The organism is Paraburkholderia kirstenboschensis (genome assembly GCF_904848585.1).
Lineage (GTDB): Bacteria > Pseudomonadota > Gammaproteobacteria > Burkholderiales > Burkholderiaceae > Paraburkholderia > Paraburkholderia kirstenboschensis.
Genome location: NZ_CAJHCR010000016.1, coordinates 38,822 through 52,602, shown reverse-complemented (window position 1 = coordinate 52,602; position 13,781 = coordinate 38,822). Strand labels below are relative to the sequence as shown.

Below are 13,781 nucleotides of genomic sequence, written 5' to 3'. Positions count from 1 at the left end.
GGTGCGTGGACGGCGCGAAGGGTGTGAAAGACGGCTATAGCGGCGCTGTGAGGGCGCCGGATCCTGGAGGTGCAGCAGAGCGTCGAACACGCTGAATGCGCCAGAGCGCAGGAACGCGCCCGGTGCGGCAGAACGCGGCGGTTGCGCCCAAGTGCCCAAGTGCCCAAGTGCCCAAGTGCCCAAGTGCCCAAGTGCCCGAATGCCCAAGTGCCCAAGTGCCCAAGTGCCCAAGTGCCCAAGTGCCCAAGTGCCCAAGTGCCCAAGTGCCCAAACGCCCAAACGCCCAAGTGCCCAAACGCCCAACGCCCAACGCCCAACGCCCAAACGCCCAAACGCCCAAACGCCCAAACGCCCAAACGCCCAAGACGCCCAAGACGCCCAAGACGCCCAAGACGCCCAAGACGCCCAAGACGCCCAAGACGCCCAAGACGCAGAACACGCCCACACGCCCAACGCGAAGAAAAGCGCCCAAGCCCTCACACCCCACGAAGCCCGCTATTCTCACACCGCATCCAGCACGGAGCAAACGCGCCCGCCGCTAATCGGGCGTCAGAACTCTACATTCAGGCGCGCTAGCTCCCAAGCTTGTCCGGTCCATCGCTTCGTTAGTCAGCATCGCCAACTATAATTTTTGGACACATTCCATTGGGCGCATTCGCGTCATTCCCGCGTCAATACGAGCGACCGCGTTGTCCAGACGCCGCACGCCGTGGCATCGGGATCGGTGAGCTTCGGTTTGCGCCTTGTGCCAGCGTGGATGTTCACACATATCGATCAAGGAGACTGCCATGACCCGCAAATATATCGACTGCCGCGAGTTCCCGAGCGAAACGAATTGCACGGTTGCGATCTCGGCCGATAACGAAGACGAGCTGCTCAACGCAGCCGTGCAACATGCCGTCAGCGTGCACAAACACGACGATTCGCCTGAACTGCGCCAGCAATTGAGGACGCTCTTCCATGAAGGCACGCCGCCGGTGGAAGCGCCGCGCGCCTGATTTGAGCGTTTTGGAAAAGGAGCCGCCGCGGTGACTCGCGGGGGAAGCGAGCGGCGGGAGGCCGCTCGCGCGAGTCGCGGCGTGGTTCGATATGTGCGCGATTCCTCGCCGCACCTCAGCTCGGATAAGCCTCGTCTACCTTGAGGCCTGCAAGCTTGAAGATGACCCGCAGCGTTTGCGGTTTGATATCGCGCCGTGAAGCCAGCGTGGTCATCACGAAGTCGAGCACTTTCGCGTACTTGAGCAGCGTCAAACACGTTTCCATGTCGACACTCCCGTCCCGCATCACTTCCGCGAGGCGAAGCATTTCGGTGGAGATGTCGCGGGCCATCTCCAGTTCGAGTTGCTGCTTTTCGGACCAGGCGGGCATGGCGGTGAGCTTCGCCATCATCTCCTGGAACTTCTGTTCGACGTTTCCGTTGGGTACCGTATCCATTGCTGCCTCTTCTATTATCCGGGCGCACGTTCAATTGAAATCGCGGCGCGCTGCCGGTGACGTAACGTTCGGCTCGTATCACTGAGCCGCCTTCCCCACTTGCATCCGGGCCGTGTGTTCGTGACCACGACCGACAGCTTATTGTTATAGGTACCACGGCTTCCGCTTTTGGGACTCGTGCGGCGCTAAACGGTTCTGCGCCGCACGAGAAACGTCCCGCGTCGTGCCTTTGCGAGCAGGAAGTGTTCCAGGATTGCGGCACTTCCTGCAGTTTTTCGCGGCTCTTCGGTGAGCGGGCCGCGGTTTGGGTAAACTGGCAGCAACTTCTTCCTTTTTCCGTCACCTGACGCACGTTCGCGTTGCAATCGACGACGGTCCCCCACGATGTCCAGCAAAACCCACGAAATTCGCCCGAACCAGTCCATCGAATTGCTCAAGGAGCTTCACATCCTGACGCGCGACGGCAAGATGAACCAGGATAGCCGCCGCAAGCTCAAGCAGGTCTACCATCTGTTCCAGTTCATCGAGCCGCTCCTCAAGGATCTGAAGGACCAGCAGGGGGCGGTCACCCTCGTCGATCACGGCGCGGGCAAGTCATATCTAGGTTTTATCCTTTATGACCTGTTCTTCAAGGAGTTTCAGGATGTCGCAGGTGGGGCGTCGCACATTTACGGCATCGAAACGCGCGAGGAGCTCGTCACGAGGTCGGAGGAACTGGCGGCGCGCCTCGGCTTCAAGGGCATGTCGTTCGTGAATTTGTCGGTAGCGGAATCGATTACGTCCGACCGCTTGCCGGCCCGGATCGATATCGTCACCGCGCTGCACGCCTGCAATACCGCAACGGACGACGCGATTCGCTTCGCTCTCGAAAAGAGCGCAAAGTACATCGTGGTCGTGCCGTGCTGTCAGGCGGAGGTGGCAGGTGTTTTACGTCAAAACAAAAGTAAATCGCTCGCCAGTGCGTTGACGGAAATCTGGCGGCATCCATTGCATACCCGGGAATTCGGCAGCCAGATTACCAATGTGCTGCGCTGCCTCCAGTTGGAGGCGCACGGTTATCAGGTCAGCGTAACCGAACTCGTGGGCTGGGAACATTCGATGAAAAACGAGCTGATCATCGCACAATTCAAGGACTTGCCGCGGCGGCGCCCGGCCGAGCGGCTCAACGAGGTCATGCAAACGCTCGGTATCGAGGAGCTGAAAGAGAGATTTTTCGTCTCCGCGTGAATCAGGTTTTCATTAATTGATTCCAGCCGACGAGTCCTATCCGCCGAAGCGTTTCCTGATTTCGTTCATAAATTGCTTCGGCATCGGGAAATGCCTGAACCGCGCGTTCAATACTGTCTTCTCTGAGTAAATGAAAAATCGGATAAGGCGCGCGATTGGTGTAATTCTCGATATCGTCCGGCTCAGTGCCTTCAAACTGATAAAAAGGATGAAAGCTGGCAATCTGGATAATGCCTGTCAGGCGAAGCTGCTTGAGCATTCTTTCTGCGAAGAACAGTGCGTCGTTATACTGCAGAAAATCTTCCAGCGCCTGAGGCAGGATTAATAGCGTGGTGTCCACCGCGGCGGGATCTGCGGCGGTGAGGAGGTTGAGCTCGGTTTCAAGATCGGCTAGTACGCCTTCCAGATCGGTCGCATTGCTGACCGCGTAGCGGATTTGTCCCTTCACATGGACGGCCTTGGCGAACGGACACAGATTGAGCCCGATCACGGCTTCGGTCAGCCAGTGACGGGTGGCGGCCACGACAGCGTCGTGCGATTCGGAGGACAACGGCATGGCAGGCTGCGAAAAGGGCAAAAAGCCATTTTAACGGCGCGTGCGGCAGGCCAGTGCGCAACTACCTCAAGCACAACCGCAAAAAGAAGCGGCAGAAGGAAACGGGACAACGAAGCCGCAAAAAAACCGCAAAAAAAGCCGCAAGCGAAGCCAAACCCAAGCCAAACCCAAGCCAAACCCAACCCGTTACCCCTTAACGCCCCGATTTCCCCCCACACGCCGCGGCGATCAGCTGCGCGGCGGCTTTCGGCGCCGCGAGCACCGGGCTCGATCCCGCGCGATAGGTCTGGCTAGCCGCATACACGCCCTCGATCAGCAAAGCCAGCGCGCCGGCGAGCATCTCGGGATCGTCGGCGCCCGCGGCGCTTGCCAGCTCCGTCAGGCGCGCCAGCAACCGCTCCTTGTTTCGGAACACGAATAGCCGGGCAGGATGCGCGGTATCGGGGAACTCCACCGCGACGTTCACAAACGGACAGCCGCGATAGCCTTCCAGCGACGCCCGCGCGGCGAGATCGTCGAAATATTGCTGAAGCTGCTTTGCCGGCTCTCCAGAGTGTTTCGCGAAGCTCTTCTCGACGTAGCCGAAGAACTGAGCGTCTTTGCGCTCCAGATAAGCCATCACCAGGTCGTCTTTCGACGAGAACTGGCGGTACAGGCTCATCTTGTTGACGCCGGCGCGCTCGACGACCGCATCCACGCCGACCGCCCGCACGCCCTCACGGTAGAACAGGTCATCCGCCGCGCGCAGCAGGTGTTGCTGTGCCTCCGGCCCGCTTGTGTGGCCACCGCGCGCTCGCCGCGAGGGGGACGAAGCAGGCGAATTAGCCGACGTCGAACTCCCCGCCGCAGAGCCTCGCTTGGAGGTTTCGCTTTCAGACATAGGTGCCCCCGAATTCGATTGACGCCTTGACATGTTACCGACCGGTAACTAATATCGCAACACCAATTGTGACTGATCTGTCACAAGTCCTTTACCGAAACCGTAATAATGCGAACGGCGGGGCGAGTCGAACCACGCCGATAGGAGAGCCGATGAACTGGGCAGCGAGACTGATAGGCAGGCGTTTTCATTACGGGTGGTTGACCGTGGCCGTGGTGTTTCTGGTGCTTTTGGCGGCGGCGGGCACGCGCGCTACGCCGAGCGTGATGATGGTGCCGCTCGAGCATCAATTCGGCTGGAGCCGCGGCACCATTTCGCTGGCAATCTCCGTGAACATCGCCCTATACGGGCTGATGGGGCCGTTTGCGGCAGCGGCGATGCAGCGTTTCGGCGTGCGCCCCACGCTGCTCATCGCGCTCGGCACCATGGCGGCGGGCGTCGCCTTGTCGTCGCTGATGACGCACCCTTGGCAGATGATCCTGATCTGGGGCGTGATGGTTGGCGGTTCGACGGGCGTGGCAGCGCTGTCGTTGTCGGCGACCGTCGTGACGCGCTGGTTCACCACGCATCGCGGGCTCGTCATGGGGATTCTGACCGCAAGTTCCGCGACTGGCCAACTCGTGTTCCTGCCGATGCTCGCGGCTATCGTCGAGCACTACGGCTGGCGCCAGGTGGTCTGGGTCGTCGCGGCGGCTGCGGCGATCGTGCTGCCGCTGGTTGCGTTCCTGCTGCCTGAGCGGCCGTCGGATGTAGCGTTGCGCCCTTACGGCGAGCCGCACGACGCGCCGGTGGCCGCGACGGCGACAAAACAGAATCCGCTTGCGATCGCCTTCGGCACACTCGCCATGGCGAGCAAAACACGCGATTTCTGGCTGCTGTTCTTCAGCTTTTTCATTTGCGGGGCGAGCACGAACGGCTATGTCGGCACGCACCTCATCGCGATGTGCGGCGATTACGGCATGTCGGAAGTGCAGGGCGCGTCGCTGCTCGCCGCGATGGGTATCTTCGATCTGTTCGGCACGACGCTCTCCGGCTGGCTGTCCGATCGCTTCAACAGCCGCGTGTTGCTGTTCTGGTACTACGGGCTGCGCGGCTTGTCGCTGATGTATCTGCCGCACGCCTTCGGCATCGACTTTTTCGGTTTGCCGCTCTTCGCCGTGTTCTACGGGCTCGACTGGATTGCGACCGTCCCGCCGACCGTGCGTCTCGCGACTGACGTCTACGGCAAGGAGGCGGCTCCCGTGGTGTTTGGCTGGGTGGTCGCCGGGCATCAACTCGGCGCTGCGTTCGCGGCGCTCGGCGCTGGCATGCTGCGCGCGAGCCTTGGCACCTATACCGTGGCGTCGATGATTTCCGGCGGTCTGTGCCTCGTGGCCGCCTTCATCGTGTTGCGGATCAATCGGCCGGCCAGGGCGCCGCAGCCGCAGGCGGTCTAGAGCGCCACACGGAACGACGCTGGGCCGCGCGACGGCGCGCCCGCGTCTTTCCACGCTACGGAAAATCTATCCGCTCGCTTCATGCAGCGCGCGCGCCGAACCCCGGTTATGCTATGTGACCCTCGGGCAGCCGCCCGCGATCATGAATTTCTACCGAGAGAAGCGCATGACCCACAAACCCGCCCCTTCCGCAGTTGCCATTCACGAGCTGATTGCCGGTCGCTGGAGCCCGCGCGCATATTCGAGCGAGCCGGTGAGCCGCGAGAACCTGCACGCTGTGCTGGAAGCGGCACGCTGGGCGCCTTCGTCGTATAACGCTCAACCGTGGCGTTTTCTTGTGTTCGACCGCAGCGTCGATGAAGTCGCGTTCAAGCAGGCGTTCGCCACCCTCGTGCCGTTCAACCAGGCCTGGAACGCGCCCGCCCCCGTGTTGATCGCCGTTACTACACTTACGCGCACCAGCAAGGGCGAGGTGAACCGCTGTGCTCAATACGACGCAGGCGCGGCCGCCATGGCGCTCGTATTGCAGGCGCACGCGCTCGGCCTGGCCGCGCATCAGATGAGTGGCTTCGACCCGAACGCGTTCCGCAAGGCTTTCGACTTGCCGAACGACGTCGAACCGATCGCCTTCATTTCGCTGGGCCATTTCGGCGATGTCGAGAAACTCGATCCGGTTTTGCGCGAACGCGAAAAGTCGGTGCGGCAGCGTCTGCCGATTGCGGAAATCGCCTACGGCGGCGGCTGGAAGAAGGCGTTCTGAGCGGGGCTCCGAGCGTCAATCGTTTTACAGGAACGCGCGGCGCAGACCGCGCGTTTTGTCGTGAGCGGGTCTACGGCGCGTCGTCGGTTACGCTCGAAAGCGGCGCCGCCACGTGTTCGAGAGATTTGCGCTCCGCGTCCACGCCCCACACCGCCGCGATTATGGCCGCCGCGAGCATCAGCGCCGACCCGACCAGGTAGCCCGAGAACACTTCGCTGCGTTGATGCGTGTCGATCAGCCGTCCGAAGAACGCCGGCCCGGCAATCCCGCCGAGCGCCGTGCCGAACGCATAGAACACGGCGATTGCGAGCGCGCGGATCTCCAGCGGAAACGATTCGCTGACCGTCAGATAGGCCGAACTTGCCGCGGCCGACGCGAAAAAGAAAATCACCATCCACGCGATCGTCTGCGTGACGACCGTCAGCATGTGCTGCTCGAACAGGTAGCCGCTGATTGTCAGCAAAATCGCCGAAATAGCGTAGGTCGACGCGATCATCTTGCGTCGGCCGATTACGTCGAACAGCCGGCCAAGAAGCAACGGTCCGAGAAAGTTGCCGAGCGCGAACGGCAGCAAGTACCAGCCTATGTGGTCGCCCGGCACGCCGTAAAAATCCGTCAGCACCAGCGCATAGGTGAAAAAGATCGCGTTGTAGAAGAACGCCTGCGCGGTCATCAGCGACAGGCCGACCAGCGCTCGCCGCCGGTGCACATTGAACAAAGTGTGAAACACCTCGCGCAACGGCGTGTGTCCGCGCGCGCGCAGACGCAGACGCGCGAGGCCGTGCGTGGAGAGCGTGTGGCCCTCGTTGCGAAAGCGCGTTTCGATTCCGTCGACGATCGCGTGCGCGTCTCGCTCGTTGCCGTGTGTGAGCAGCCAGCGCGGGCTTTCGGGGACCCATATACGCATTGGCAGCACGATCAGCGCGAGCGCCGCGCCGATGAAAAAGCACGCACGCCAGCCCCAGTCGCCCGGCACTATATGAGGATCGAGCAGAATAAGCGAGCCCGCCGCGCCGAGCCCCGCGCCGATCCAGAAGGTGCCGTTGATCGCCAGATCGACCCAGCCGCGCACGCGAGGCGGCGTGAATTCCTGAATCGTCGAATTGATCGCGGTGTATTCGCCGCCAATGCCCGCGCCCGTCAAAAAACGGAACAGCAGGAAGCTGGCGAGATTCCACGAAACCGCGGTCGCGGCGGTCGCGGCAAGATACAACGCGAGCGTGATGAAAAACAGCTTGCGACGTCCTAGCCGGTCCGTGAGCCAGCCGAACCCGAGCGCGCCAAGTACGGCGCCGGCGATGTAAGCGCTGCCGGCGAGACCCACGTCCGCGTTGGTGAAACGCAGCGCCGGGCTCGCCTTGAGCGCGCTCGCGACAGCCCCGGCAAGCGTCACTTCGAGTCCGTCGAGCAGCCATGTCACGCCTAGCGCGAGGACGATCAGCGTGTGAAAGCGCCCCCAAGGCAGCCGGTCGAGCCGCGACGGCAAATCCGTTTCGATGGTCCCTGCGGTTTTGCGCTCGACATCAGCGAGAGGCGGCGCGCTCATTGCTTGGGGTCTCCATAGTGGCGATATTTAGTGGCTACACTTGCCGGTGAGTTAAGGGTTGAGCTAGCAACTAAGTGTGGCGCCTGAGTTTGGCGCCTGAGTCCGGCGCCTGAGTTCGGCAACCAAGCAGCAGGAGTCAGCAATTTGTATTCCGCCAACTCCGGGTTGTGGTTCTATTGGCAAGTTGATGCTGGTCCGGCTTTCGTGATACAAAGCCGCTCCCCCTTCCTGTCCGCGCCAGCCGTTAGCGGCGATTCCTGCCATGAACTATTGCGCGATTGACTTCGGTACTTCCAACTCGGCCGTAGCCGTTCCCGACGGCACGGCGCTCAGGCTCGCGCCGGTCGAAGGCGCCTATACGACGCTGCCTACGTCGGTTTTCTTCAATACCGACGAAGACACCCGCGAGTTCGGGCGTGCGGCGCTCGCGGCGTACATCGACGGTTTCGACGGCCGGCTGATGCGCTCGATGAAAAGCATCCTGGGCTCGCCGCTCGCCGACAACTCGACGGATCTCGGCGACGGCTCCGCGATCAAGTACACAGACGTGATCGCGATTTTCCTCGACCATCTGAAGCGCTCTGCGGAAAAAAGCGTCGGGGCGCCGATTGATCGCGCGGTGTTGGGCCGCCCGGTTTTCTTCGTCGACGACGATCCGCGCGCCGATCAGATGGCGCAGAAACAGCTAGAAACGGCGGCGCGCGCGGTCGGTTTGCGGGACATTCACTTCCAGTTTGAGCCGATCGCCGCCGCATTCGACTACGAATCGCGTCTCACGCGAGAAGGGCTGGTGCTGGTGGCCGACATCGGCGGCGGTACCTCGGACTTTTCGCTGGTGCGCGTCGGCCCCGACCGAATGAAGCGTGTCGAGCGCAAGGACGATGTGCTCGCTCACCACGGCGTGCACGTCGCGGGCACGGACTTCGACCGCCGCGTCGAGTTGACGACGATTCTGCGCGAACTCGGCTATCAGACGCTAGATCCGGAAGGCCGCGAGATTCCGAACCGCGTCTATTTCGATCTCGCGACCTGGCATCTGATCAACACCGTTTATGCGCCGAAGCGCGTCAGCGAACTGGGGCTCATGCGGCACCTGTTCACCGAGGTCAAGCACCATGACCGTCTGATGCGCGTGGTGGAGCGGCGCCTTGGGCACGCGCTCGCGGCCCATGCGGAAGAAGCGAAGATCGGCGTCGCGGCGGGCGGCGAAACCGTGATCGACCTGGACGAAGTGGAAGACGATCTGCGTCTCGCATTCGACGAGGCGCAGCTTATCGAAGCGGGTCAGGACGAAACGCGCCGTATCGTAGCGGCCGCGCGCGATACGGTGCAGGCCGCCGGTGTTTCGACTCGCGACGTGAGCGCGATTTACTTCACGGGCGGCTCGACCGGGCTCGCGTTTCTATCCGGCGCATTGGCGCAGGCATTTCCGGATGCAGAAGCAGTATTCGGCGATCGTCTTGCGAGTGTCGCAACTGGACTTGGTATTCACGCGCAACGCGTGTTCGCATAACCGCGAGTCACTGCTCGCATACTGCGAAGATAATCACCGTTTGCAAAGCCGACCAATATAAAAAAACCCCGCCTTGGCGGGGTTTTTCGCGTCCAGAAGGAAGCAGCGTAGCGCTTACACCGGCTTGATGTTAGCAGCTTGCTTGCCCTTCGGGCCCGTCTTCACTTCAAACGTAACCTTTTGGTTCTCTTGCAGCGTCTTGAAGCCTTCCGTGCGAATTTCCGAGAAATGCGCGAACAGATCTTCGCCGCCGCCGTCAGGCGTGATAAAGCCGAAGCCCTTTGCGTCATTGAACCACTTGACGGTACCGGTTTCCATATTACTTGTTCCTAAAGATGGTAAATAAGGCCGAAGCCCAATGGGTGCATGAAAATCAAGGAAGGGGGTAATGGGACCAACCGGAGTACCGTTGATGGGCGAACTACGAAAGACCAATTCACTCGCCGCTTGAAATCCTGCCCGAACGTTATACGGCGATTTCGAGAGAAGGTCAACACTCCGCCGACAACTTTACAAAAATTCGCGATAGCGCGATGAAAAGTTGCTTACAAAGCTTGCTGGACGGGTGTCTTTTTTGCTAGGGAGAACCCTTAAATTCGCTGCAGGCGCCGGGTGCAACCGTTAAACTACGCGCCCGCGCCGGTTGCACCCGTTGGATAACCGTCGCGCATACATGCGTGTCACCCGTTTTCAGCGCCACGAGCGCCGGTCATGGGGTGCCGACATGGTTCTGAAACAGGAGAAGACGTGAAAAGTTCTATACAACGGAACATCGGGCCGTTCGCACTCATGCTGACCGGCCTGGGTTCGATCATCGGCTCCGGCTGGCTGTTCGGCGCCTGGAAGGCCGCGAAAATCGCGGGCCCGGCGTCGATCTGCGCATGGATTATCGGCGCTGTCGTGATTCTCGCTATCGCACTGACCTACGCCGAACTCGGCGCCATGTTCCCGGAGTCCGGCGGCATGGTGCGTTACGCGCGGTATTCGCACGGGGCGCTGGTCGGTTTCATTAGCGCGTGGGCCAACTGGATCGCGATCGTTTCGGTGATTCCGATTGAAGCGGAGGCATCCATTCAATACATGAGCACGTGGCCGTACGACTGGGCGCACGCGCTATTCGTCGATGGCTCATTAACTACGAACGGGCTGCTGCTCTCGGCGGCCCTCGTGATCATTTACTTCCTGCTGAACTACTGGGGCGTGAAACTCTTCGCGCGTGCCAACTCGGCGATCACGATCTTCAAGTTTCTGATTCCGGGCGCGACGATTCTCGGCCTGATGCTGACCGGCTTTCACAAGGAAAACTTTGGTGAAGCAAGCACGTTCGCGCCGTACGGCTGGTCGTCTGTGCTGACCGCGGTCGCGACGAGCGGCATCGTGTTCGCGTTCAACGGTTTCCAGAGCCCGATCAACCTCGCCGGTGAAGCGCGCAATCCGGCGAAGAGCGTGCCGTTCGCGGTGATCGGCTCGATTCTGCTCGCGCTGGTGATCTACGTGCTGCTGCAGATCGCGTATATCGGCGCGGTGAGCCCTGGCGACGTAATGAAGGGCTGGAGCCACTTCAACTTCGCTTCGCCGTTCGCGGAACTGGCGATCGCGCTGAATCTGAACTGGCTGGCCATTCTGCTGTACGTCGACGCGTTCGTCAGCCCGAGCGGCACCGGCACGACCTACATGGCGACCACCACGCGCATGATCTACGCGATGGAGCGCAACAACACCATGCCGAAGATTTTCGGCAACGTGCATCCGTTCTACGGCGTGCCGCGGCCGGCGATGTGGTTCAACCTGCTGGTCTCGTTCATCTTCCTGTTTTTCTTCCGCGGCTGGAGTTCGCTCGCGGCGGTGATTTCCGTTGCGACCGTGATTTCGTACCTGACCGGCCCGATCAGCCTGATGGCGCTGCGCCGCGCGGCGACCGACCTCGAGCGCCCGTTGCATATCCCGGGCATGCGGGTGATCGCACCGTTCGCGTTCGTGTGCGCGTCGCTGATTCTGTACTGGGCCAAATGGCCGCTGACCGGCGAGATCATCCTGTTGATGGTCGTCGCGCTGCCCGTGTACTTCTACTTCCAGGCGAAGTCTGGCTTCGCTGGCTGGGGCCGCGATCTGAAGGCGGCATGGTGGCTGGTCGCGTATCTGCCGGTGATGGCGACTCTGTCGCTGATCGGCAGCAAGGAGTTCGGCGGCCACGGCATCCTGCCGTACGGCTGGGATATGCTGGTCGTGATTGCGTTCTCGCTCGTGTTCTATTACTGGGGCGTGAACAGCGGCTACCGGTCGGAGTACCTGGAAGAGCGTCAGACGCACGACGAAGTTCTCGAGGGAATAGGCGCGCATTAAGAATGCTGCCCGGACCGTGCAAGGTCCGACGTGACGCAAAAAAACCCGCCTGAGTTCTGCTCAGGCGGGTTTTTCGTTTTGCAGCGGTCAGGTCTTGCGACGCGAGCGGCCGTGTCGCCGCTCAGGCGGTCCCAAACACGTAATTCGTCATCGCAAGCGAGCGCTGGTACGTGCCGAGCGATTGAATCGTCAGCGAATAATCGTCGTCGGCCGCACCGAGCGCCGCGAATACCGGCAGGAGGTGCTCGTCGGTCGGATGCATCAGCACGGCGTGCGGCGCCTGACGGCGGTAGTCGAGCAACGCGTCGATGTCATGCGCAGCGAGCTTCGCTTCAAACCAGTCGGTGAACTCGGCGACGCGCGGGTCGGCATCCTCGGGTCGCGCGGAGAAATCAGCGGCGCGCAGATTGTGCGTGATCTGCCCGGAGCCGATCACCAATACGCCTTGGTCCCTCAGCGATCGCAACGCGCGGCCGACGCGAAAATGATGCTCCGCGTCGAGTTGCGGCTGGATTGACAGTTGTGCGACGGGCACATCGGCGTCGGGGAACATCAGCAGCATCGGCACCCATGCGCCGTGGTCGAGCCCGTGCGGCTGAGCGTCGGCGTGAATGCCGTTATCGCTGAGCAAAACGGCCGCACGTCGCGCCAGATCGGGCGCGCCCGGCGCCGGGTACTGAATTTCGTACAGCTGGCGCGGAAACCCGTAAAAGTCGTGGATGGTTTCCGGTTCTGTCGACGTGCTCGCGACCGGCTGCGTCGTGCCCCAGTGGGCTGACAACATCAACACGGCCTCAGGACGCGCCAATTGCGAGCTCAGCACGCCAAATTCAGCGGACGGCAGCGACGGGTCGATTGGCAACGTCGGCGCGCCGTGGGAAAGGAAAAGCGACGGTAAGCGGTTCATGGCAGCGGGGCGCCGCGAGGCGCGCTCGGAAGTTCGGTTACTGCCAATATAGAGCCGCACCGTTGTTTGATAAACGGCTCAAACGGGATTTGATTGTCTTCCAGTCGTTGGCAATCATCGGCAGCAAGCGCTGCGGGCCGTCGCTCCGGCAAGCGCGTCTTGGGGAGCCTGGAAAACCTGCCTGCCGCCTGTCCGTACGCGAAGCTTGCCGGGAATTACTCGTCAGCGCCGCGCAGTCCCGCCCAAGCAGGCGACAAGGCGGGCCCGAGCGCGAACAGATCGAGCACGCGGGCGACCGTGTGATCGACCATCTCGTCGATGGTGGCGGGCTGGTTGTAGAAAGCAGGCAAGGGCGGAAAAATCACGCCGCCCATTTCGGTGACCGCCGTCATATTGCGCAAATGCGCGAGATTGAACGGCGTTTCGCGCACGAGCAGCACGAGCCGGCGGCGCTCCTTGAGGGTGACGTCGGCGGCACGGGCGATCAGATTGTCGGAGAGGCCGTGCGCGACGCTCGCGAGCGTTTTCATCGAGCACGGCGCGACGACCATGCCGTCCGTCGCGAAAGAGCCGGACGCGATGCTCGCGCCGACGTCGCGCACCGAGTGGACCACATCGGCGAGCGGATGGACGTCTTGCTTGCCCAGTTTGAGTTCGTGCTGAACGTTGAGCCACCCGGCGCTGGAAATCAGCAGATGGCTTTCAACACCGCCCAGCTTGCGCAGCGTCTGCAGCAGGCGGACGCCGTAAATCGCGCCCGTCGCGCCGGTGATCGCGACAATCAGCCGGCGGGGCGCCGCAGCGCGTGTTTCCATGGCTCGCGGCGCCTTCTCAGAGCAGCTTTGAAGTAGACGTTCAGGCTGCGGCAAACAGTTGCTGCAATTCGCCTGATTCGTACATTTCCATCATGATGTCCGAGCCGCCGACGAATTCGCCCTTCACGTAAAGCTGCGGAATGGTCGGCCAGTTCGAGAACTGCTTGATGCCCTGACGGACTTCATCGTCTTCGAGCACGTTGACCGTCTTGAATTCGTTGACGTTGCATGCCTTCAGAATCTGGATCGCGCGGCCCGAAAAGCCGCACATCGGGAACTGGGCGCTGCCCTTCATGAAGAGCACGACGTTGTTTTCGTCGACGATTTGCTTGATGCGTTGTTGCGTATCCATGACTGACCTTGC

Annotated in this window: 14 protein-coding genes; 6 read left to right on the top strand and 8 right to left on the bottom strand. The window is 61.5% G+C overall.

The window, feature by feature from the left end; translation table 11 throughout:
• The first annotated feature begins 788 nt into the window (after positions 1–788).
• A complete protein-coding gene (locus JMY24_RS29460) occupies positions 789–998 on the top strand; it encodes a DUF1059 domain-containing protein (RefSeq protein ID WP_128591236.1) in 210 nt (69 codons plus the stop codon).
• Between the two features lie 115 nt (positions 999–1,113).
• On the opposite strand, the gene JMY24_RS29455 is transcribed toward JMY24_RS29460, so the two are convergent.
• Positions 1,114–1,434, bottom strand: coding sequence for a type II toxin-antitoxin system HicA family toxin (locus tag JMY24_RS29455; RefSeq protein ID WP_013589753.1), 321 nt, complete (start codon positions 1,432–1,434; stop codon positions 1,114–1,116).
• A gap of 384 nt (positions 1,435–1,818) precedes the next feature.
• On the opposite strand from JMY24_RS29455, the gene JMY24_RS29450 reads away from it, so the two are divergent.
• Positions 1,819–2,661 carry a class I SAM-dependent methyltransferase gene (locus JMY24_RS29450; protein ID WP_128595900.1) on the top strand — a complete coding sequence of 281 codons (843 nt, stop codon included), beginning with the start codon at positions 1,819–1,821 and terminating at the stop codon, positions 2,659–2,661.
• Between the two features lies 1 nt (position 2,662).
• On the opposite strand, the gene JMY24_RS29445 is transcribed toward JMY24_RS29450, so the two are convergent.
• Positions 2,663–3,217 (bottom strand): DUF1415 domain-containing protein, encoded by a 555-nt coding sequence (locus tag JMY24_RS29445; RefSeq protein WP_128595899.1) that lies wholly within the window; start codon positions 3,215–3,217, stop codon positions 2,663–2,665.
• Between the two features lie 193 nt (positions 3,218–3,410).
• Complete coding sequence (locus JMY24_RS29440) at positions 3,411–4,097, bottom strand: TetR/AcrR family transcriptional regulator (protein WP_128595898.1); 687 nt, start codon at positions 4,095–4,097, stop codon at positions 3,411–3,413.
• Positions 4,098–4,249: 152 nt separating this feature from the next.
• On the opposite strand from JMY24_RS29440, the gene JMY24_RS29435 reads away from it, so the two are divergent.
• Together JMY24_RS29435 and JMY24_RS29430 are read left to right on the top strand one after the other, a co-directional pair.
• The gene (locus JMY24_RS29435; RefSeq protein ID WP_128595897.1) at positions 4,250–5,533 is read left to right on the top strand and encodes an MFS transporter; all 1,284 of its coding nucleotides are present in this window, start codon (positions 4,250–4,252) and stop codon (positions 5,531–5,533) included.
• A gap of 166 nt (positions 5,534–5,699) precedes the next feature.
• Positions 5,700–6,293 (top strand): nitroreductase family protein, encoded by a 594-nt coding sequence (locus JMY24_RS29430; protein WP_193425174.1) that lies wholly within the window; start codon positions 5,700–5,702, stop codon positions 6,291–6,293.
• 70 nt (positions 6,294–6,363) lie between these two features.
• Here JMY24_RS29430 and JMY24_RS29425 read toward each other — a convergent pair whose 3' ends face one another.
• Positions 6,364–7,839: an MFS transporter gene (locus JMY24_RS29425; protein WP_128595895.1), complete on the bottom strand. Its 1,476-nt coding sequence runs from the start codon at positions 7,837–7,839 to the stop codon at positions 6,364–6,366.
• A 262-nt stretch (positions 7,840–8,101) separates the two neighbouring features.
• Here JMY24_RS29425 and JMY24_RS29420 point away from each other — a divergent pair, with 262 nt between their 5' ends.
• Positions 8,102–9,352, top strand: a complete 1,251-nt coding sequence (locus JMY24_RS29420) for an Hsp70 family protein (RefSeq protein ID WP_128595894.1) — start codon at positions 8,102–8,104, stop codon at positions 9,350–9,352.
• A 114-nt stretch (positions 9,353–9,466) separates the two neighbouring features.
• On the opposite strand, the gene JMY24_RS29415 is transcribed toward JMY24_RS29420, so the two are convergent.
• Positions 9,467–9,670: a cold-shock protein gene (locus tag JMY24_RS29415; protein WP_007180251.1), complete on the bottom strand. Its 204-nt coding sequence runs from the start codon at positions 9,668–9,670 to the stop codon at positions 9,467–9,469.
• Positions 9,671–10,099: 429 nt separating this feature from the next.
• On the opposite strand from JMY24_RS29415, the gene JMY24_RS29410 reads away from it, so the two are divergent.
• The gene (locus tag JMY24_RS29410) at positions 10,100–11,695 is read left to right on the top strand and encodes an APC family permease (protein ID WP_128595893.1); all 1,596 of its coding nucleotides are present in this window, start codon (positions 10,100–10,102) and stop codon (positions 11,693–11,695) included.
• Between the two features lie 121 nt (positions 11,696–11,816).
• Here the strand turns inward: JMY24_RS29410 and JMY24_RS29405 are convergent, their stop codons facing one another.
• From JMY24_RS29405 to grxD, 3 genes are all read right to left on the bottom strand, one after another.
• Positions 11,817–12,602, bottom strand: coding sequence for a DODA-type extradiol aromatic ring-opening family dioxygenase (locus tag JMY24_RS29405; protein ID WP_201703399.1), 786 nt, complete (start codon positions 12,600–12,602; stop codon positions 11,817–11,819).
• A gap of 215 nt (positions 12,603–12,817) precedes the next feature.
• Entirely contained in the window at positions 12,818–13,417 is a 600-nt protein-coding gene (locus JMY24_RS29400; RefSeq protein ID WP_201703398.1) for a UbiX family flavin prenyltransferase, read from the bottom strand.
• A 40-nt stretch (positions 13,418–13,457) separates the two neighbouring features.
• Entirely contained in the window at positions 13,458–13,769 is a 312-nt protein-coding gene (gene grxD, locus JMY24_RS29395) for a Grx4 family monothiol glutaredoxin (protein ID WP_006052757.1), read from the bottom strand.
• Between the last annotated feature and the right edge of the window lie 12 nt (positions 13,770–13,781).